Source organism: Zwartia hollandica (genome assembly GCF_019923725.1).
In the GTDB taxonomy this organism is placed as follows: domain Bacteria; phylum Pseudomonadota; class Gammaproteobacteria; order Burkholderiales; family Burkholderiaceae_B; genus Zwartia; species Zwartia hollandica.
In genome coordinates this window covers 979232-999835 of sequence record NZ_JAHXRI010000006.1, presented here as the reverse complement: position 1 = coordinate 999835, position 20604 = coordinate 979232, and the positions used below count along the sequence as shown (strand labels likewise).

The following is a 20604-nucleotide window of genomic DNA, read 5'->3' as shown; positions in this document are numbered from 1 at the left end:
CATAACAGGCATACTTACCCAACCTGGCCTGTGCTTTAAGTTTTTAACTCGAAGAAATCTAACTAGCAAGGCTTATTATTATTCGGCGACAAGTAACTTAGTTTCCATCTCGGGTAAGAAAGAGCCACCCAGAGGTAGCGGTCTTTCCGAGTTCACAACTGTATGTGGACTAATAGACAGTCACGGTCAATAAAAATTTACGTCTGGACTGGTACGACTGTTATTGCTTGTAAGCCGACCAAGCATCTACTTCAAAGCTAGGTGCCATTTCCGACAGAGTTTGCTACCACCATATAGGCCTGAGCGGTCGTCTGCTGCGTTCCCAATGGGTGCAAATTCCCCTCTATCGGTGTATCTTGTCGCTTAAGCTGTCTAATTAGGTTTCGCGTCATACCGAACCCGAAGCTAACAAATCTCTGGCTTCATTAACAAATGAAATCATTAACTGTAATTCTTGAATGGCTAGTCGCGCCTTTCCTCTTTTTTACTGGATATAAGTCCTTTCGTGATAACGCCGCGCTTGGGAATGTGCGCCTAAATAGGCTTGGTCTCCATGTATTTCGCGCTTGGTTGGCAGATCGCATGGCGCGTCTACGGCGCTTACTCTTAGGTCGATATGTACCAGATTCTGTTCGCAAAGAATATGAGAAAAACGGCTTTGTGATGCGCGAGAGTTTTTTGTCAGCTGCCAATTTTGAGGGAGTACGACGCGAAGTATTTGAGTCCGACTGGCCGATACGTGAAATGCAACAGGGAAGTGCGCGCACACGCAAGGTATTTCTTGATATGGCGACACTCGCACATTCGCATCCGAATCTTTTTCAGCTCTTGTCGAGCAAAGACCTAATTGCACAGATACGCTACGTGGCAGGAATCGGTGGCGAGCCCTTATTTACGATTCAACATCTGATATGCGAGGCTGGGCAACAAACTGATCCTCAGATGATGCTTCATCAAGACACTTTTCACTCGACGGCAAAGGCATGGCTATATCTTGAAAATGTTCCTGAAGATGGGTGTCCATTCTCTTATGTGCCTGGCTCGCATATAAGATCGCGACGAAGACTTCGGTGGGAATATGAGCAAAGTCAACGGGCTCGTTTGCACCCAGTGCTCTATCACGCACGTGGCTCGTTCAGAGCATCACTAGAGGACATCAGATGCATAGGATTGCCAGATCCAGTGCGGTTTGTGGTGCCTGCTAACACTCTGATTATTGGCGACACTTCCGGATTCCATGCACGTACGCCTACAGCCGAAAAAACGGTCCATCGAATCGAGATATATGCCTCGTTACGCAGAAATCCCTTCCTACCATGGACTGGACTAGATTTTTTCTCATTACCTTTCATACGAAAGAATCACGGCGCATGGGCGATAGGCTTGATGACCCTATTGGCGCGCCCGGGCTGGGTAAAAATGCCTTGGAAAAAAACGGGGCATGGGAAGCTACGTAGCTAACCTCTTTGCGAGAGGGGACCGTTAAGTTAAAGCAGAAGCTTTAAGCGTTTGGATCATTTGAAGATATTTTTGGTGGGCGGTACAAGGTTCGAACTTGTGACCGCCGCCATGTGAATAGGCATCCGACACTCACCGTACGATCGGCGCAATGCTGCTGAACTGATCCGTCCATAACCTCAACCCAGGCTGGTCGTAGGGCTCGTATCTGAGCAAACGACCCTGATCGTCCCGAACTTCGCGACTAACCGAGGAGTGCGCCTTCAGATAGGCTTGGTCATGTGTCATGATGAAGTGCAGATTCCTTCTCACTTTACGCACCTCATCCATATTCTGGTATTTGTGACGGTGGGCCATACCCAACACCTCCGCTTGAGCCTTCGCAATCGGGTAAAGATTCAAATAAGCATTGGTGATGTTAATCGCGATGTGACCATCAGGTTTCAGGTGATCACGATAAATCTGAAACGCCTCACGCGTCAACAAATGGATAGGCACCGATCCGCCTGTGAAAGCATCCAACACAATCACGTCGTACAACTTGTCTTTGGACAGCTGCTCCATGCGCAACCTAGCATCACCTAACAAAATATTCTGCTCACCGGCCTTGCAGGTCGACAAGTTGTCAAACCACTCCTGTGCAATCTGCACGGCCGCAGGGTTGATTTCATAAAAGTCGTAGGCATCAGCTGGGCGTGCGTAGTTGGCCAAGGTGCCAGCACCCAAACCAATTAACGCAACCGAAAGCGACGGTTTTTGTGTCATCACCCACTGTAAAGTCTCGCCGATACCGCTGTCTCGCGCATAGTAAGTTGTCGGCACATGACGAAGCGCGTCAGAAAGAAACTGCTGACCATGGGTCACATTGCCACTGAAAAAAACCCGGTCATTGCGCTCGGGGTCCGATGCAAATCGTCGCTCTTTCACGGCAACAGTGCCATAAAAATTTCGGACTTGGTCTAGTAAAACTTCGGTATCGTCGCCCTTGTGGACGTCACGCCAAGACCTCGGGCTTTCCATGAAAAATATCGAAACCACCATGACCACTGCCGTCAACGCGCCCACCGTCGGACACACATGGCCAGGGGTTTGCCTCCCAGCGCGGAACAACACATGGCACGCCAACAAGGCCACCAAGATCAGTGCCATCAACCACTCGTAGTAATCGTCAAAGAATTGAGTGGCCACAAGGGTCACGAATAAGCCCCCGAACGCCCCCCCAATCGACATACACAGATAAAACTCGGTCAATCGACGCGTGTCCACCGGCCTGCGGCGGTACAACTCGCCATGACACAGCATGCACACCACAAACAACAACGCGTAATGCGACCAACGCACTTCATTGACGCCGGACTCCCATTGAATACCGAGCCAACTGGGTATGTCGCTCAACCCTGAGGTCGCTATCAACAAAACCAGCGTGAGGAAGGCAAACAACTTGGGGCGGTACCACCGAGGGTGGTCAAACGTCAGGATGAAAGTGATCAAATACAAGCTCAGCGTCGCCACCCAAAGCCCTGGCTCGGGTGCCACGTCGTGGCTAATCTGATCTGTGGTTGCAATAAAAACAAGTGAAGCCAAGGCCGGCAAAGCCACCCACGACATGCGCAGGGTCAACGAAGGCTTCAATACGCTGCCCGCATTCCCCTGAGTGGTTGGCACGCCATCTACGGCATCAGAATGAGCTGCGCCGGCAGGAGAATTATTTTGCCACGCACCAAAAGCCACCGGCAAGCAAAGCAAGGCAAAGACCCAAAAGCCAGCGGTCCAAAGGCGCCCCATTTCCTGCTGCTCCAGCCAAGGCTCGAGCACATACGGGAAAGACAAAAGTGCCAGGAGCGAACCTACATTAGACAAAGCGTACAAACGGAAAACTGATGAGGAGTGTGCCGTGCTGGTGAACCAGTGCTGAACCAAAGGCCCGGTGGTCGCCAAACAGAAATACGGCAAGCCCACACTAGCACCCAAAATAAGCAGCACTTGAAAAACAGGTGAATCAGGTGATTCAGGTCGAAGTTCTAACCCAGGTAGCACCCTGGTAGCCAACAAGGCCGCAAGCACCAGCAAGGCCACATGGATACGCGCCTGAGTTTTCCGGGAAGGCAAGGAGGCCAAAGCGTGGGCATAGAGATAGCCCAAGCACAGCAGGCTTTGAAAAAACAGCATGGCCGTAGTCCAAACTGCTGGGCTGCCGCCAAACCATGGCAGGATCTGTTTGCTCAACAGGGGCTGCACCTGAAACAACAAAAACGCGCTAGTAAAAATCGTCAGTGCAAAGGGCAAAAAACTCCACGGATTGGGAGTTTGGCTCGGTAGGGGATGGGTCATGATCAAGAGGTGACTGGGGGCTACGAATTATTTTTTTAGTTATGACCGTCTCAGAACCTCATGTTTGAGGAACCGTCATGCCTAGCGCTCATCGGATCGTAGCAAATTTCAATCATGTTGAACAATAAATGCTTGAATAACTTAAAGATATTTTTGGTGGGCGGTACAAGTTTCGAACTTGTGACCCCTGCCGTGTGAAGGCCACCGATACCTTCTTCATTTCTTTTTTATTTTTCCAACTAAATATTGACCATTTACCTCAAACGCTTCAAATTCGACTTCATCACCCGGCTGAAGACTTTTTAGCAGCGCAGGTTGTTTTGCGACAAACACCATCGTCATCGGCGGCATATCGAGCGCTTTGATGTCTCCATGACGGATAGTGATTTTGTTGTTGTCGAGATCAATACGTCGAACAACTCCCTCGGCCATTGCTTGTGCAAAGCTATTTGCACTCAGTGCACATATGGTCATTCCAAGAAATAATTTAATCAATGACTTATTGAGTTGCATTATTTCGCCCCGGCAATCACGGTAATTTTCCCAACCATACCTGCCTCGTAATGACCCGGCAACAAACAGGCAAAATCAAAATCTCCGGCTCGGTTGAAGTTCCAAATGATTTCGGCACTTTTGCCCGGAGACACGTGAGCCATGTAGGGCTCATCATGCTCCATATTAGGATGTTTTTTCATCATTTCCGCATGTACATCAAGCTCCTGCTTCGTGCCTATCACTAGTTCGTGCATCACTTTGCCTACATTCTTGACTCTCAATCTAACCGTCTCACCTTGTTTGACAGTGATTTGCGCTGGCATGAACCGCATTGTGTCGAGCATCGTGACCTCAATGGTGCGCGTGACAGCCTTTGCATCTCCACCTATGCCCCATTCTTTTTGCTCTTTAGGCATCGCGTCGTGATTCTTATGACTCTGTTGATGGGCTCGCACAGCAAGAGTTGTGGCTCCGAGGGAGAAGCAAACAAGCAAGGAGATCAATATTTTTTTCGTCATCATATGGCACCTATTTCGGCTAAAGACTAACTAGTGTTTGTGAGAGCCGCTTGTTGATTGGCTAGGTTTTCGAACTTGTGCGTTACCCACGTCCACCGATGGCGCCGGCAAGGACCCCGTCTGTCCACTACCGGGCTGATCGGCACCATTTCGGTTCACTGCAGGGAGCTTGCCCTTATATTCGTAAGCCTGCGTACCCGCTGGTTGCTTGTACCAGCCTGGATCTGAATAGTCATCAGGCTTTTGATCCTCGCGGACCTTAAGCGTAGTGAACATCCCGCCCATACCTATTGGACCGTATGGGCCTGTGCCAGTCATCATCGGTATCGTGTTGGGCGGAAGCTCCATCTCCATTTCTTTCATGTCATACATGCCGCGCTCACCCATGACCATATAGTCAGGCACTATTTTTTGGATCTCTCGAACCAGGCCTAAGTGGTTGAGTCCAATCATTGTGGGCACATCATGACCCATCGCGCCCATGGTGTGATGGCTTTTGTGACAGTGCACAGCCCAGTCCCCCGGCTCATCGGCAACAAACTCAATTTGGCGCATTTGGCCAACTGCAATGTCCGCCGTAACTTCTGGCCAACGAGCCGAAGCGGGCACCGGCCCCCCATCCGTACCGGTCACCTCGAACTCGATACCATGCACGTGAAAGGGATGATTTGTCATCGTCAAGTTACCAATACGAATACGCACCCGATCACCTAATTTTGCAACCAAGGGCGATAGTCCTGGGTAGACCCGACTATTAAAAGACCAAATATTGAAATCAAGCATGGTGTTGACCTTTGGTGTCTTGCTGCCCGGCTCGACGTCAAAGGCATTCAGCAAAATACAGTAATCGCGGTCAACCTCACTAATATTGGGGTGCTTGCTTTTAGGATGCGTTACCCAAAAGCCCATCATCCCCATCGCCATTTGTGTCATCTCGTCAGCATGAGGGTGGTACATGAAAGTACCAGGACGTTTTGCAACGAAGTCATAGACGAATGTTTTCCCAGTGGGGATGGGAGTCTGATTTAGACCACTCACCCCATCCATACCGTTTGGTAGTCGCTGACCATGCCAATGAATAGTCGTTTTTTCGGGCAGTCGATTCGTTACAAAAATGCGAACACGATCTCCCTCAACGACTTCGATCGTTGGGCCGGGGCTTTGTCCGTTGTAACCCCACATATTTACCTTGAATCCCGGCGACATCTCTCGAACGACCGGCTCCGCTACAAGATGGAACTCTTTGACGCCCTCGTTCATACGGTAGGGCAAGGTCCAGCCGTTAAGAGTGACGACAGGCCGATACCGCGCATTGTCACCCGTCGTCTCAGGCCCCCGCCAGGGTGGCGCTGTGCCAGCATTTGGCTGAAATATTGGCTCTGGCACACTAGCCAAAGCGTGTCTGCCAACGGCTGTCGCAGTGACTGTGCCAGCTATGCCAATCAGCGCGTTTTGTATGAAGTCTCTGCGTTCCATAATATCTCAATGGCCTTTGCCAGTAGGGCTGTTGACTTCGGCACTATTGGCGCTATTGCCAGGACTTGAGTAGGGCGCACCCGCGAGTAAAGCCTGCATGTCAACCAAAGCTATCCAAAACGCTTGTTTTGCTTGAGCAACAGCCACCTCCGATTGCATTTTGGTTTGCGCCTTGGCGATCAAATCCCACGTGCTGATGAACATCCCGTTGTAGCGCGTAAGCGCCTCCTCTTCCGCAGCGCTATGCAGATTTTGAAGCTTGTTCAGAATATCTGACGCCTGCGTGTGGGTCGCGCGCAAATGTTCACGCGCCTGCTGTAAATCTGTTTTAGTTTTAATTCTCAAACGCAGCATCTCCGAGCGTGCCTTGATTGCCTTCTCAAGGTCGTGGTTCCAGAGTATTTTTGAACGGTCTAGTGTAGGAATCCCAATCGTCCAGCTCGCGCTCGCTCCTATCATTTTGTCGATCTCTTGCTGCCACTGTCCCAACATCGCAGGACCGACAACTCGCTCATAATACTGGGTGTCTTTCTCCAAGATTGCGTATTGAGGATGACGGGCCAGCAATTCGGTCAGTTGCTGTTCCAGCGGAGTCAGTAGTTCGGATAAGCCAGCAAGGTCTTTGGGTTTTGGTAGCGTGTTGGGTAAGCGCCAAAGTTCCGAACCGATTTGTGCGAATAATTTTTGCCTCGAGTTGAAGGCAGTTTGCTCCGCCACCAAAAGTTGACTACGTGCAGACTGATAGCCAATCTCGATGTCGATGCGTCTATTGCGGCCCCAGTTACCGATCTTCTCCATTCGTTTGGCGAGCTCAAGTGAAACGCTAGCCGCTTCGGCGAAACGTTGTCGGATGATGAGTTGTTCCTTTGCAGAGACAGCTTCTATCCAGAGCCTTTGTGTGGCTTGCTGCAACCCGAGTAGTTGAATGTCACGGGACATTCGTTCAACGATACTAATCGCTTGACTTGCCAGCGCATCAGCGTGCAACGTTAGGGTCGCATTTCGTGCGAGTTGTTCCGTCAGTTCGGGGGCCGCGGGGTCCTCTTTGAAGGCACCAAGCATTAGGTTGGAATCCCGCTCACCCGCGCTAACTCGACCGCGCTCAGCTTTAAGTAAATCGATATGACCCCGCGGAAATCGACCGACTTCGGTATTGGCGTTACGCCATTGCCTAAGATCAGACTGTTGCGTAGACTGCGCGCGTACATTAAACGACTGATTAAGTGCCGCAAGAGCAAAAAATAAAGTTATCGACTGTACTAGTCGGGGTCGTACGCTGTAAAAAAACATTATTGCCTAGGTTGCATGAAACCTCTGGTTTGTCTGCAGTAACAACTTTTGCAGCGAATAATCGAGAATGTAGTGTTTCATGGCCAAAGCAGACGTGACGTTAACATTACAAAATTGTCATGTTGCGCTTGGTATGTTGCGTTGCCAGAGCGCTGGGGTATAGTCCTCAGAGACGCTAGCTTAGGCCTTAACACCCCTGATGCTAGCGCTGACCATAGGAGTTCTTCCCGTTGAAAATCTTGATCGTCGAGGATGAGCCAAAAACGGGCGAGTATTTGCGCCAAGGTTTGCGTGAATCCGGTTTTACAGTCGATCTTGTTCAAGATGGTCTGGATGGTTTACATCTCGGAATCGAGGGCGACCAGGACTTGATTATCTTGGACGTCATGTTGCCTCGCATGGATGGCTGGGGAGTCTTACAAGCGCTGACTCAGGCGGGGGTTGCGACACCAGTTATTTTTTTAACTGCCAAGGATCAGGTCGAAGACCGTGTGCGCGGCCTTGAACTAGGTGCGGCTGACTACTTGGTGAAACCCTTTTCTTTTGCCGAACTTTTAGCAAGGGTAAGGAATGTCTTACGACGTGGTCCAACGGCGACAGAAAGTCCAACCTTGCAGATCGCGGATCTCGAGGTAGATCTGCTTAAGCGTCGTGTCACGCGTGCGGGTAAGCGGATTGACCTGACGCCCAAGGAATTTGGCCTGTTGGAGTTACTAATGCGTCGTCAAGGTGAGGTATTACCACGTTCTTTGATCGCATCCTTGGTTTGGGATATGAATTTCGATAGTGATACCAATGTCATCGAAGTAGCGATGCGTCGGTTACGCGCCAAAGTAGACGAAGGCTTTGAAGTTAGGCTGATTCAAACGGTACGTGGGATGGGCTATGTACTAGAGCCTAACAAGGCGCGTGATGTTTAAACGGCTCACGCTGGTATCTCGCTTAACAGTTCTGTACGCCTTGATTTCGGCGTTAGTACTATGCGGGCTCGGCGTAATGGTCGCGCGTGCCAGCTATTTGCATTTCGTCGATCTGGATCTGGCTTATCTCCAGGGCAAAGCAAGCCTAGTACAACGTAACCTAGAGCAGAACTCCGATTCAAACGTAATAAGCTCCGCAATCGAGCAACAAATGGAAAGTCACGAGGGACTGTACATTGCGCTAACCGATGCAGCATCTGTGCGCCCAGTCACGAAGGACATAGACTTTTCTCAGCTACTTAAAGCTAGGCTTGCAGGCGGCGAGACCTATGATTGGCAAACAGGCGGGATGACTTTGCGGGGGATTAAGGAGCCCCTAAGACAGGGCGGTTTTTTATTGGTCGCCCTAGACTTACACCATCACGCCCACTTCATGACACAGCTTCACTACTCCCTAGCAATTTACTTGTTGATTGCCACGATTCTCAGCGGCCTATTGGGTTGGTGGGCGGCGCAGCGCGGACTAGGGCCCCTACGCGTTATGCGAGAGCGTGCCCGTAACATTGACTCGCGACAACTAAATATCCGAATGCCGACTGAGAATAGTTCGCCGGAGCTCGCAGAGCTCGCCCAGGGGTTGAATCTCATGCTCGAGCGTTTAGAGTCCGATTTTCAACGCATTTCGGAGTTTTCAAGCGATCTCGCGCATGAGTTGCGCACTCCAATTACCAACTTGATGACGCAAACACAGGTCATACTGACGCGCGAACGAGACTCAGCCGCTTATCGCGACACGCTTGCTTCAAACGCTGAAGAATTTCAGCGTTTAGCGCGCATGGTGTCCGACATGTTGTACCTCGCCAAGACTGAGAACGGGGTTGAGCTTCCCAATCGTGAGCCACTCTCACTAGCAAAAGAGGTGCGCGCGTTATTTGACTTTTATGAGGCCGTCGCAGAAGAAGCAGGCGTGCGCCTGTCGCTCGAAGGAGATGCAACGATCATTGGCGATCGTTTGATGGTGAGGCGCGCCATCAGTAACTTGTTATCGAATGGGCTCAGGCATGCGTTTAAGCAGTCCGTGGTCGAAGTTAGTGTGACTGCCCTCCCCGAGACTGTTGAACTCTCCGTAGTGAACGAGGGCAATCCAATCGATGAAGCGATGATCCCTCGGTTATTTGATCGCTTTTACCGAACCCAAAAGTCTCGCCCACATCCCGAGCATAGTGGTATCGGGTTAGGTCTATCCATCACTATGTCTTTGATGCTGGCTCATGGTGGCACTGTAAGAGTCAGCTCGAAACAGCCGCACACAAGATTTACACTGGTTTTTCCAACCTTTAGCAAGACCTTGTAACAAGGAGATCCCGCGATCTTAGGCTCGAACGAGTTTATTTTGGTGGGCGGTACAAGGTTCGAACTTGTGACCCCTGCCGTGTGAAGGCAGGATTTAGTGTTTTTTAACGTCCATTAAGTCTTTCGACTCCTTCATTTTACCTATGAAAATCGTCTATTTCAATCCATAGTCGTCCATAGTAGAATATCCGTACAAAATCCGTACGGAGAAAATCGTGGCAAATCCGATCGATAGCAAGACGAAGCGAGATCGCCTGAAGCCTCGGCGCGAACCCTATTGGGCGACACTGGAAAAGTTTGCAGCGCTCGGGTACAGAAAGCCCGCCACCGGACAAGGCACTTGGATTGCGCGGAGATTGGACGAGGATGGCAGAAAGCGGTATCAAGCTCTCGGCACACATGATTCATTTGATATTGCAGCAAAAGCTGCGCGGAAATGGTTGGCCCTTGCAGCCCAAGGGATCTACACCACCGACGTCAAGGTAAAAGATGCCACAGACGCTTATGTCCTTGCCCTTAAGGACAAAGGCCGCACATCAACCGCCCAAGATGCCCAAGGTCGCTTCAAGCGACTTGTAGATAAAGCGCCCATCGGGAGCATATTGCTAACCAAGCTCACCAGCATCAACGTCCGCAAGTGGCTCAACGACCAAATCAACAAAGACAAGGGCGCTGAGGAAGAGGACATCCGTCGATCAAAGGACTCAGCCAATCGAAATTTGTCGAGTCTAAAGGCTGCTCTCACTCTCGCGTACACCAATCGCTTAGTCGCAAGCGACGATGCATGGGCCATAGTCAAGCCATTTCGCCAAGTGGGCGCTCGTCGGAAAGATGCCTTCTTGACTATAGATGCACGTGCCGCTCTGCTTTCCGAATGTCCCGCTGACCTAGCCCTTCTAGTCAAAGCTGCGCTGCTAACAGGCGCTCGTCCCGGGGAACTGGCTGCACTTAACGTAGGTGACTTTAATAGATCACAAGGGGTTCTAACCCTGCGAGGTAAGACTGGGAGCAGAACAGTTGCAATCTCCACCGAAGCTGCAAAGTTCTTCACAGAAAGAAGTAAAGGAAAGACGCCAGCCGCACCTTTGCTAGCGACAAGCTTTGGTCAAGCGTGGAATAAAGATAGCTGGAAAAAACCACTCAAAGATGCGGTCACGAAAGCAGGTTTGTCGGATACTGTAGTGTTGTATTCGCTCAGACACACGGCAATATCAGAGATGATGCGGGCTAGCATTGATGTTTTTACCGTTGCGAAGCTTACTGGGACGTCGGTATCAATGATTGAGAAGAATTACGGTCACCTCAGGCATGACGAGGTTAAGGCTAAGCTGGATAAGATTCGGATGATCCGTTAGCTAGCAATCAAGCAGTCGCCGCGAAGATTACCCCATCCCTTGTTGATTTCAGCCAGCCGATACCCCACCGTACCCGCACCCCCGTAAATCGACGGCTTCGCTGTGCAGACCTATGTGCTGTATTTTGCTCAAACGATGCTGCTCGGGCGTTAAAAAGCCACCCGAAGGTGGCTAGTACCCAAGTGGGTTACAAGCGCAGCAGAAGCTAACACACCCAATAAAAATTCGTATCAGGCGTAAAAACTCCTCTCTGCGCACTACCGGCAGTCAGCTCCAGTGCATCATCAGAGACATCCTGCACAACAACTTCATCCAGTTCAATGTTCATAGCAGACTCCAAGGTTGAATACCCACGCCCAAGTTGGGTGTGGGTTTGCTGTCAGCAATAGCTAACACAGGTAAGTGCATTTTAAGGATGCCTTACCCTTATAGTCCTTAATGACGTCGCAGGGTAATAAATATGCGTTGTTGGTGAGTGACTGCGAGAGTTGGCTAAATCCCCTGAGACACCCGTAAAAACTGAGACACCTGAGCCATCACCTCGTAGCTGAGAATGCCGACCGTTTGTCGATTTCAGCCAGCCACACCCACTGTACCCGCACCCCCGTAAATCGACGGCTTCGGTATGCAGACCTATGCACTGTATTTTGCTCAAACGATGCTGCTCGGGCGTTAAAAAGCCACCCGAAGGTGGCTAGTACCCAAGTGGGCATGGGTTACCGGTCAGCAATAGCTAACACCCGCACCCCTTGGCAGACCATGGCTGAGGGTTGGTGGAGGAGCCACAAGCCAGCCCCCCCTGCGCAGCACCCGCAGCCAGCTCCAGTGCATCATCAGAGACATCCTGTACAACAACTTCTTCAAGTTCAATGTTCATAGCAGACTCCAAGGTTGTAGGTTACCGGCGCAGCAGGAGCTAACACTCGGCTAATGCATTTTAAGAATGCCTTAAATTTATAAAACTACTATTCGATGGGTGTCAACCGTTATTTGCAGTATTAGTGCGTGACTGCAAGAGTTGGCTAAACCTCCTGACTCACCCGTAAAAACTGAGATACCTGAGTCATCGCCTCAGCCTACCTCTTGTCGTTTTCAGCCAACCGACACCCCACCGTACCCGCACCCCCGCAAATCGACTGCTTCGTTGTTTGACCTATGCACTGTATTTTGCTCAAACGATGCTGCTCGGGCGTTAAAAAGCCACCCGAAGGTGGCTAGTACTCAAGTGGGTAGGGTTACCGGTGCAGCAGGAGCTAAGACCCTCAGTGTGATTATGCACCCAAGAGACAGGGCTAATAACACCCTGTATTACATGGGTAGGTTACGGTTGTTCCCCCCTTCGCACCACCCGCAGCCAGCTCCAGTGCATCATCAGAGACATCCAGCACAACAATTTCTTCAAGTTCAATGTTCATCGCAAACTCCAAGTGGGTTACCGGCGCAGAAGAAGTTAACACCAGCTAAAGGCATTTTATGAATGCACCACTTTTATAGTATCGGTGCTGAATGGGTGTCAACCATTATTTATGTGCAAGCGCGAGAGTTGGTTAACCTCCCTGAGACATCAGAGTGCATCCTGAGGATGCGCCTTGTTCGTCACCCCACTCCTGCGCCACGCATTCACAGTAACAAGCGCCAAGGCACGCTGACTAGCGGATACGCTGCCACGGCTTACATTATGCGCAGTAGCAGACAGTCGCGGATCGATTTCGTCTGACACATCGATTTCTGATTGACAATGCTTACTTATGCGTCGATGCTAACCACTTCAGCCGCCAGTCGAACGCCATCCTCTGATTCAACGGTGCGGAGTCGCACTCCTTGCGGAACTCAGCGCTCTTGATTATCTCAAGAGTGTCAGGTGGCTCCTCAGGAGCCTCCTCAGCTTTCTTCTGATTCATTCTGCAACTGACGCTTGCGCTCAATTTTCTCCCCCGAGTAGTCTCGCGCCTTCCATGGGCGGCGATAACGTTATCTTTGAATTTAAACCCAAGCCCCTTCTCGAAGGCATACGACGGCAATCTTGCAATCGAGAGAGTTTGAGAAACTCACAGCACTATTACTAGGTGGGTAAGGGGTATCGGGAGCTGATACTTGCTTCATCCGCGCCAGAGTGTAATTGCAATTAGTGGAAGTCCCTTCCACTCGCAGTCCCTCTAATGTATGTGGTGGCAGTTTCCACTCTAGTAGCACAACCGAGTGCCACTGATCATTGAGCAGCTCGGGCTTGAAGCCGATCTGCGCCGAACGTTTGTCAGCCTTTTGGAACTGGGCGAGCAGCATCCCAGTTTGATCACGCTATTCAAGATCGCCCCCGCTCTGGGCGTTACACCCTCGGAGGTCGTCAGGCGAACCGAGCTATTGGTGCGATAAACGGCGCAGCAAATAGGTACGACAACCCCATCCCCGCGACGGTAGCCAGCACATCGAGGTGATCATATGTGCCGGGAATATAGATGCCCTGAGCTACCTCAACGCCGATCATCAGAATAGATCCGAAAGCTAAGCAGAGCTTTCTTGTTGCCGGGCGATCGTTCCTACATGCAATCAGGAGAAAACTCATGAAACTGAATGACCAAAGCCCGTCTGGAACGTTATAGACCAGCCAGTCAAAGTTTGATCCGAGCTTGAAAGGGTGAGCGTTATAAGGCAGCCATTCGATCATTGCACTCAAAAGTAGCGGTGGGCTGGATCAAAAGGCAATGTAGATACCTCCAGCCAACGCTAACTGCAGGAGAACGTAAAGCAAACCCAGTGAGAATGTATTACCAAAGAGTAATCGTTGATTGTTAGAGTTCATCGCACAGAGTATTGGCTTTGCGAATGCAACTTGCAACAAAAAATTAGCAACTCGACCTAGTCGGACTGAGACCCGTAAAAAAGCCCTTTAGGATACCTTTAGGATACTAGACGGGGCTGTACGTCGGCAGTTACTTACAAGTCATTAATATTATTGGGATTTTTGGTGGGCGGTACAAGGTTCGAACTTGTGACCCCTGCCGTGTGAAGACTATGGCAGTTTGCCAATTTCTCCAATTAAATCAACGACTTAACCGCTTACAAAACCGCCAAAGTAGTATAGTTGTAGTATAGCCAAGAGTTATAAATTACTAATTTATTTGGATCATTTAGAACTTGTAGGACAGCAAGCGTAAAGAGTCTTTACGCTTGCGCATTTTGAACACTCACCCAAACCAATTAATTCAACGCCCTAGAATTCAAAATCCATAAGCCCCAATTTTGCTCATGGATTTGAATGTTGATTAGAAAAACCCATCAGTTGATCTGGTGCACTCCCAACTGGTGCGTTGCCCTAGTTCTGACCATCGCTCCGTGCATCAGTCCAGCTCACACTGGTGTTGTAGAAATTGAAGTTGTAGGCAACTACGATAACTCTGTGGGTAGCAGTGACTCAGCCTCTCAAGGGGTGATCAACTCTCAAATCATAGAAAACCGCCCTCTTCTACGCCCCGGTGAAATGCTTGAATATGTTCCGGGCATGGTTGTCACCCAACACTCAGGCGACGGCAAAGCTAACCAATATTTTTTGCGTGGTTTCAATCTCGACCATGGCAGTGACTTCGCTACCAGCATCAATGGCATGCCGATCAACATGCCAACCAATGCACACGGTCAAGGCTACAGCGATTTGAACTTTTTGATCCCTGAGCTTGTGCAGCGAATCGATTACCGAAAAGGACCTTACTACGCACAAGATGGAGATTTCTCCTCTGCTGGTTCCGCCGACTTTCACTACAAGACCAAGCTAGACAAGGACTTCACGCAATTCACACTGGGTCAGCGCGGCTATCAACGCTTTGTAGGAGCAGCATCGCATGAACTTTCCAACGGTATGAACTACGTTGTGGGTCTAGAGCGAATGAACAACAACGGCCCTTGGTCAACGCCTGAGGGTCTTAGAAGAACTAACGGCATCTTCATGCTCAGCGATGGAAGCAAAGCAAACGGTTGGACCGCAAGTCTTATGAGCTATCAAGCTCGTTGGACGTCTACAGATCAAGTACCCCAATCGTTGATCAACTCAGGCCTGAACAATGGGCAACCCTTTGGGCGATTTGACAGCCTAGATTCATCAGACGGAGGAAAGACTGATCGCTCAAGCCTATCTCTGGATTGGAGACAGTCACACGGGAAAGTTTCCGACAAAGTCATGGTCTACGCCATCAACTATGACCTCACTCTGTTTTCAAACTTCACTTATTTCACCAATGATCCCGTCAATGGTGATCAGTTCATGCAAAAAGAGCATCGCAATGTCTATGGCGTCAAAAGTTCACGTCAATGGGTGATTGATGGCGACGTTGAATGGATCAACACGCTAGGACTTCAAAGCAGAAGCGATTTAATAAATGTTGATCTAGCCAACACTCAATCACGCTCAGTCAGTTCATGGATTCGACAAGATAAAGTGAGGCAAAACTTGACTGGGATTTTTAGTGACGCACAGGCAAACTGGACGCCATGGCTCAGAACTAACTTTGGATTGCGATATGACCAATACAGCACCCATGTTAAGAGCGTTTTGCAAAACCAAAATTCTGGAGCAGCTACTGCAGGCTTATGGTCACCAAAATTCAGCATGGTCCTTGGTCCATGGCAAAAGACTGAATACTTCTTCAATGCTGGGAAAGGATTTCACAGTAACGATGCTCGCGGTACGACAGCAAAGGTTGACCCCATTGACTCCACTAAAACTGTTGCAAGCGTTCCTGGTCTAGTTGCATCCAAAGGCTACGAAGTCGGCATAAAAACCGAGGCCATACAAGGCTTGCAGTCCTCCCTTTCGCTATGGCGATTGGATTTCGATGCTGAGTTGGTTTACGTAGGGGATGCAGGCGGAACTGAATCAGGAAGATCTAGCCGAAGAACTGGTGTCGAATGGAATAACCGCTGGATGCCAAGTTCTAAGTTAGTCATAGACGCTGACCTTGCTTGGACAAAATCTCGTTACAACACTGAAGATGGATCTGGCGTGTTCGTCCCTAATGCAGTTGAGAAGGTAGCCTTGTTAGCTGCCACAGTAAAAGATGTTGGCAAGTGGAACTTAACTGGACAACTCAGATACATCGGACCTGCTGCATTAGTTGAAGATAACAGCGTCAGATCAAATTCGAGCTCCATCATCAACTTCAAAGCTCGTAGAAATTCCGAAAACAACCAAGCGATTTATTTTGATGTACTCAACGTCTTTGATCGCAAGTTCAATGACATTTCGTACTACGCACCAGACCCATTGCGAACCGTCCGCAATGGCACATTGATTTCTGACAATGCACTGGTTCATCCGGGAGAACCGCGATCTGTTCGATTAACTTACGCAATCAAATACTAATGGCCGCAACCTTTGGTGTGATGGCGTATGTGGCGATCAAAATTTCACATGCATCCTTGCTCACGTAGCGTGAGCATATTAAGTTTTGTAACCCAATTCAATCCGTTTTATCGCGATGAATAAATCAACAAGATTCAGTTTTACAGAGGCAAAAAAAAATGCTTCCTAGGGAAGCATATGCCGAACTCTTAAATAGTAAATTCTGAAAACAACCTAAGTGCTTGGTGGTGTTCAGATTTGGCAAAAATGGTGGGCGATGCAAGTTTCGAACTTGCGACCCCTGCAGTGTGAAGACTAAAGCACTTTGTCATTTTCCTGTTTAAAATCAACAAGTTAGCACATTACGCCGGGGCTAAAGTAGTATAGTTGTAGTATAGTTATGAATTAAAAGGTTTTACTTTTTTATAAGATTTTAGAACTTATAGGACATCAAGCGTAAAGACTCTTTACGCTTGTGTGATTTGAACTATCACCGAACCCGCTCACAAGTCACAACACGAACCAAAGTGTATAGAGTTTTCGCTGTAACTTCTATGGAGGCCAGCGATGGAAAAATCAAGACAGGAACTTTTCGAATTGGTCTGGTCAATGCCCATGACCAAACTCTCCAAGCAATTCGAACTTAGTGATGTTGGACTGAGAAAGATTTGCGTCAAGCATCAGATCCCCCTCCCCCTTCAAGGTCACTGGACTCGCAAACAATTTGGCAAAGAAGCTCCTAGACCAGAACTACCTGACAAAGATTTCAACCCCATCATTGAGATCAATGACGATTACAAAATCAAGCTGAATAAAGAGCGGTCAGAAGTAAAAAAAGCTGCGATAAAAATTGCGCTCAATCCACCAACGTCACAGCTGCGATCGCCAGAGCAACTAAAGCATGAACGCTGCATCACAGCGTTCAATGAGATCAAAGAGTTCATCGTTGAGATGGAGAAAAAACAAAACGTAGTGAAGTTTGAAACCATCAAGGACAAACCACCAACTTTTCCTCCAACACATATCTTTTCATTCTCGTATTTCCGATCGTCTAGACATGGATTTCCTTTGTACGCAACGGCTAGAAACGCCATCCGCGCCATCTGCATTGCTGATGAGCTCTTTGAACGATTAGAAGAAAAAGGGATCGAAATTCAAATTGATTTCGATGATCGTTCAGGGACAACAATGAACGCCGTTAAGGATGGTGAAAGACTTCAGTTCAATTTCCGAGAACCTTACACAAAGGTAGGGCGTACACCTGCCTTAAGCAAAATCGAAAAACAACTTCACAACTACGCATGGGAGTCGTCTCAAATAGAAGTGCCTCAAAACGTACTTTGTATAAATTTTGGATGGAGCTCTTACACAAAGAAAGCATTCAAAGATTCTGGTTTAAAGCTCGAGCATCAGATCGAAAACATAGTTGGCTACATTGTCAAAAAATTGGATGAGGAAATTGAAGAATCCAAGCAGCGAGAGATTCGAGCCCGCGAAAGCGAACGAAAAAAATACATATGGGACTACAACGAGCGCATTGCCAAATCTCGGAAGAATCAACTTGAGCACGCACTAAAAGAAAGCAAGGATTTAGAGAACCTTATTCGATTGAAGGTCTATCTCAAAACAATGAAAGGGATCTTTTCAAAACTGCCTGCCGATGAGAAAGCAGCTGGCTTTACGTGGATTGAACTTGTAAAGACTGAGCTCAAAACCATACAACCAATTGAGACTCGGATCAAAAGAATCAAGCGCGCTGCCAAGAAGCCCACAAAGAAAATCAAAGAGCTTTGGTATGTTGATCCATTACCTGATGATCACCAACCAGACTTTGAAGCTATATACGCAGAAGAGCGAAGACATTACATAGACTAAAAGTTGTCCAACAAGGAAGAAACATAGTCTTTGGGAAGTTGATGTCCCGCGTTTGGTACAACAGTAACTGGCAACCCAAGCAAGCTTGCAAACTTAGTGACGTTTTCTGGATTGCTCTGCCAGTCCTCTGAACCAACGTGAAAAGAACAGTTCAGTGGCGCTGGGTACTGATTGGAACTAGCAAGTTCACTGAGTCGATCTGCATACGGCGGGATAAATCCCATGCTGATTTCCTCGCTTGAAAACTCCCCTACGATTGGCGATAACAGCAGTATCTTTCCAATGAATGGATCCAATTTCGACAACGCATGAAGCAACAAATAGCCTCCGAAAGAGTTGGCAATGATCTTGGCATCATCGCGCCAAAAGTGTTCTTTTATGTCATTGGCAATGGTTGTGACTTGATCGTTGAAATCTAGCTTCTTAAAGACACCCACCGTCTCTCGTCCAACGACTTCATTCCCTCGAGCAACTAGAGCCTGCCCTAAACCATTGTTGATTTGACCGCCGTGACCTGGAAGGTAGTAAATAGCGGTTTTATTAAAGCCAGATATTTCCATTGATTTCTCGACTAATTTTTGAAAAATCTTAGGAAATTTAATTAGAGTCCTTGGCTTTCAAAGCATCAGCGTAAGCTTTTGCGTAGATTAATAGGAAATTTTTAGTGGCCCATTCTGCAACTTCATCGCGCCCTTTGCTCTGATTTTCGATCATGTATGCAAGGAATTCAGCGATTCTGTGGCAATAGACATTTACTGTAGACACTAAAATTTTTTCTTCATCAAGATACAAATCCGGCATAGTCAAACCTAAGGGCTTTCTTGTGGAAAAATTGAAGTCAAGGATCCAGTCAGTGAGTTTGTCAACATCTTCATCTGACAGTTCTACAGATACAAATTTTTGTTCATCATCAGAGTAATAGCCAGTTTTTTGTTGTCCAAGCATCTCAGATAAAAAAAACAGGAAATCTGCAGCAACCGCGACTGGAACATTAAAGCGCCGATTCTCATCATCGTACTGATGTTGGGTCATGAAATAATCTGACCAAAGTGTGCACCAAATAATATTGAAACTATCCATATAACTCTCTAGTCTTTTTAATTAGTCTTGAATGGCAGTCATTTTTTTCGCAGTATCTGAGCGCATCAATTGCAAAGAAATTGCTGTAACACTTTCAGCGAAAAAACCTTTGCACGGATCAGAGTTGCAAACTGCAAATAACGCTCGTTGTTCTTGTCGGCTCTTTAGATATTCGAAAGCATATTGATGAAGAGACGACAGATGTTTTCGAGGAGACAACTTAAATGAATGCATCTCACGAAGTTCGCCTTTGCTATCAATGCACCTGAACTTGATCATGTCGTCTTCAATTCTCACATCCTCGATATATGTATCTGCCATAACGTACTCGTATTTGACATGTGGGATAGACAACTTTTGAAATTTTGACGGCGCACGAAGTTCAATGCCTTCGATTTCACTTTCAATGATAGCTTTTAAAATCGGCTCAGGATTTTTAATGATCTCTTGCCCTGCTGCATCTGCTGCCTTGCTATCAAGAGCAATACTAACAATATGTTTTCTGAAAATATCTTCACAGTCGTTTGACGATTCAATTTCACCGCGAACGTAAGCAGGATGAAAATATTTAATCAAATCCTCAGTTGTTATTTGACCTCTTTTGAGCATGCGTTCAATATGGGCCGTGACTGTCATGTCACCCCTATTGCTCATCTTCATTAATAAAGTAACAACAGGAGGACTTTGCTCGCTTGTTTTTGGGGAGCCTAAAACGACCCTGCAATCAAGGCAGTATGGCTTGTCTACAGATCGTGACTCATTTGGAATTACTAGAGTTCCTGTGTAATGTTTATTGCCACGGTCAAGCTCATTTTGTCGCTGGCTAAGAGTGCCTTCTTCGTCGTACTGTGCATCTTCAAGAATCGCGAATTGCTGGTGCTTTTCAGTAATCGCGATACCCATTCTTAATGGGAGTGAAGCACTGTTCGTGTGGCCATACAAACTAAGAAAAACTTTCATGCCTTCACCTCCAAATTTGACTGAATATGCATGACACTAGCCCGAGCGTTTAAGAGTCAACTTGCTAGCATTTTGAACCCATTGAGTTCGCCTGCCAACTACGTGAGCCACAATCGCTGACCAAGAAATCAAAGGGGCAAATTATCCTAGACCCTATCAAA

Annotated in this window: 20 protein-coding genes; 8 read left to right on the top strand and 12 right to left on the bottom strand. The window is 48.2% G+C overall.

Features of this window, described 5'->3' with window-relative positions; genetic code table 11:
* Positions 1 to 432: 432 nt before the first annotated feature.
* Positions 433 to 1461 (top strand): phytanoyl-CoA dioxygenase family protein, encoded by a 1029-nt coding sequence (locus KZZ10_RS08145; RefSeq protein ID WP_259660980.1) that lies wholly within the window; start codon positions 433 to 435, stop codon positions 1459 to 1461.
* 129 nt (positions 1462 to 1590) lie between these two features.
* Here KZZ10_RS08145 and KZZ10_RS08140 read toward each other — a convergent pair whose 3' ends face one another.
* From KZZ10_RS08140 to KZZ10_RS08120, 5 genes are all read right to left on the bottom strand, one after another.
* Complete coding sequence (locus KZZ10_RS08140; RefSeq protein ID WP_259660979.1) at positions 1591 to 3789, bottom strand: fused MFS/spermidine synthase; 2199 nt, start codon at positions 3787 to 3789, stop codon at positions 1591 to 1593.
* A 216-nt stretch (positions 3790 to 4005) separates the two neighbouring features.
* Positions 4006 to 4302, bottom strand: coding sequence for a copper-binding protein (locus KZZ10_RS08135; protein ID WP_259660978.1), 297 nt, complete (start codon positions 4300 to 4302; stop codon positions 4006 to 4008).
* On the bottom strand, positions 4302 to 4802 hold the full coding sequence (locus tag KZZ10_RS08130) for a cupredoxin domain-containing protein (RefSeq protein WP_259661029.1): 501 nt from the start codon (positions 4800 to 4802) through the stop codon (positions 4302 to 4304). The genes KZZ10_RS08135 and KZZ10_RS08130 overlap by 1 nt, the downstream gene beginning before the upstream one ends.
* Positions 4803 to 4832: 30 nt before the next feature.
* Positions 4833 to 6278 carry a multicopper oxidase family protein gene (locus tag KZZ10_RS08125; RefSeq protein ID WP_259660977.1) on the bottom strand — a complete coding sequence of 482 codons (1446 nt, stop codon included), beginning with the start codon at positions 6276 to 6278 and terminating at the stop codon, positions 4833 to 4835.
* Between the two features lie 6 nt (positions 6279 to 6284).
* Positions 6285 to 7568: a TolC family protein gene (locus tag KZZ10_RS08120; RefSeq protein WP_259660976.1), complete on the bottom strand. Its 1284-nt coding sequence runs from the start codon at positions 7566 to 7568 to the stop codon at positions 6285 to 6287.
* A 230-nt stretch (positions 7569 to 7798) separates the two neighbouring features.
* On the opposite strand from KZZ10_RS08120, the gene KZZ10_RS08115 reads away from it, so the two are divergent.
* The 3 genes from KZZ10_RS08115 to KZZ10_RS08105 all read left to right on the top strand — a co-directional run bounded on the left by KZZ10_RS08115 (position 7799) and on the right by KZZ10_RS08105 (position 11196).
* Positions 7799 to 8488 (top strand): heavy metal response regulator transcription factor, encoded by a 690-nt coding sequence (locus KZZ10_RS08115; protein WP_259660975.1) that lies wholly within the window; start codon positions 7799 to 7801, stop codon positions 8486 to 8488.
* Positions 8481 to 9842 carry a heavy metal sensor histidine kinase gene (locus tag KZZ10_RS08110; protein ID WP_259660974.1) on the top strand — a complete coding sequence of 454 codons (1362 nt, stop codon included), beginning with the start codon at positions 8481 to 8483 and terminating at the stop codon, positions 9840 to 9842. Before KZZ10_RS08115 ends, KZZ10_RS08110 begins: the two co-directional genes overlap by 8 nt.
* A 214-nt stretch (positions 9843 to 10056) precedes the next feature.
* Complete coding sequence (locus KZZ10_RS08105) at positions 10057 to 11196, top strand: tyrosine-type recombinase/integrase (protein WP_259660973.1); 1140 nt, start codon at positions 10057 to 10059, stop codon at positions 11194 to 11196.
* Positions 11197 to 11401: 205 nt separating this feature from the next.
* Here the strand turns inward: KZZ10_RS08105 and KZZ10_RS08100 are convergent, their stop codons facing one another.
* The 3 genes from KZZ10_RS08100 to KZZ10_RS08090 form a co-directional block, all read right to left on the bottom strand.
* Positions 11402 to 11524: a hypothetical protein gene (locus tag KZZ10_RS08100; RefSeq protein ID WP_259660972.1), complete on the bottom strand. Its 123-nt coding sequence runs from the start codon at positions 11522 to 11524 to the stop codon at positions 11402 to 11404.
* Between the two features lie 405 nt (positions 11525 to 11929).
* Positions 11930 to 12073 (bottom strand): hypothetical protein, encoded by a 144-nt coding sequence (locus tag KZZ10_RS08095; RefSeq protein ID WP_259660971.1) that lies wholly within the window; start codon positions 12071 to 12073, stop codon positions 11930 to 11932.
* Positions 12074 to 12488: 415 nt separating this feature from the next.
* Positions 12489 to 12611 carry a hypothetical protein gene (locus tag KZZ10_RS08090; protein WP_259660970.1) on the bottom strand — a complete coding sequence of 41 codons (123 nt, stop codon included), beginning with the start codon at positions 12609 to 12611 and terminating at the stop codon, positions 12489 to 12491.
* 62 nt (positions 12612 to 12673) lie between these two features.
* On the opposite strand from KZZ10_RS08090, the gene KZZ10_RS08085 reads away from it, so the two are divergent.
* Together KZZ10_RS08085 and KZZ10_RS15465 are read left to right on the top strand one after the other, a co-directional pair.
* Entirely contained in the window at positions 12674 to 12913 is a 240-nt protein-coding gene (locus tag KZZ10_RS08085) for a hypothetical protein (RefSeq protein WP_259660969.1), read from the top strand.
* A 482-nt stretch (positions 12914 to 13395) separates the two neighbouring features.
* Complete coding sequence (locus KZZ10_RS15465) at positions 13396 to 13569, top strand: helix-turn-helix domain-containing protein (RefSeq protein WP_375372544.1); 174 nt, start codon at positions 13396 to 13398, stop codon at positions 13567 to 13569.
* Here KZZ10_RS15465 and KZZ10_RS08080 read toward each other — a convergent pair.
* Positions 13541 to 13870, bottom strand: a complete 330-nt coding sequence (locus KZZ10_RS08080; protein ID WP_259660968.1) for a hypothetical protein — start codon at positions 13868 to 13870, stop codon at positions 13541 to 13543. The two genes, KZZ10_RS15465 and KZZ10_RS08080, sit on opposite strands and share 29 nt — an antisense overlap.
* A gap of 582 nt (positions 13871 to 14452) precedes the next feature.
* Here KZZ10_RS08080 and KZZ10_RS08075 point away from each other — a divergent pair.
* Positions 14453 to 16549 (top strand): TonB-dependent receptor, encoded by a 2097-nt coding sequence (locus tag KZZ10_RS08075; protein WP_259660967.1) that lies wholly within the window; start codon positions 14453 to 14455, stop codon positions 16547 to 16549.
* A 546-nt stretch (positions 16550 to 17095) separates the two neighbouring features.
* A complete protein-coding gene (locus KZZ10_RS08070) occupies positions 17096 to 18403 on the top strand; it encodes a hypothetical protein (protein WP_259660966.1) in 1308 nt (435 codons plus the stop codon).
* Here KZZ10_RS08070 and KZZ10_RS08065 read toward each other — a convergent pair.
* The 3 genes from KZZ10_RS08065 to KZZ10_RS08055 are packed head-to-tail and all read right to left on the bottom strand — an operon-like array spanning position 18400 to position 20443.
* Positions 18400 to 18963: an alpha/beta fold hydrolase gene (locus KZZ10_RS08065; RefSeq protein ID WP_259660965.1), complete on the bottom strand. Its 564-nt coding sequence runs from the start codon at positions 18961 to 18963 to the stop codon at positions 18400 to 18402. The two genes, KZZ10_RS08070 and KZZ10_RS08065, sit on opposite strands and share 4 nt — an antisense overlap.
* A 37-nt stretch (positions 18964 to 19000) precedes the next feature.
* Complete coding sequence (locus tag KZZ10_RS08060) at positions 19001 to 19483, bottom strand: hypothetical protein (protein ID WP_259660964.1); 483 nt, start codon at positions 19481 to 19483, stop codon at positions 19001 to 19003.
* Positions 19484 to 19504: 21 nt separating this feature from the next.
* Positions 19505 to 20443 carry a hypothetical protein gene (locus KZZ10_RS08055; RefSeq protein WP_259660963.1) on the bottom strand — a complete coding sequence of 313 codons (939 nt, stop codon included), beginning with the start codon at positions 20441 to 20443 and terminating at the stop codon, positions 19505 to 19507.
* Between the last annotated feature and the right edge of the window lie 161 nt (positions 20444 to 20604).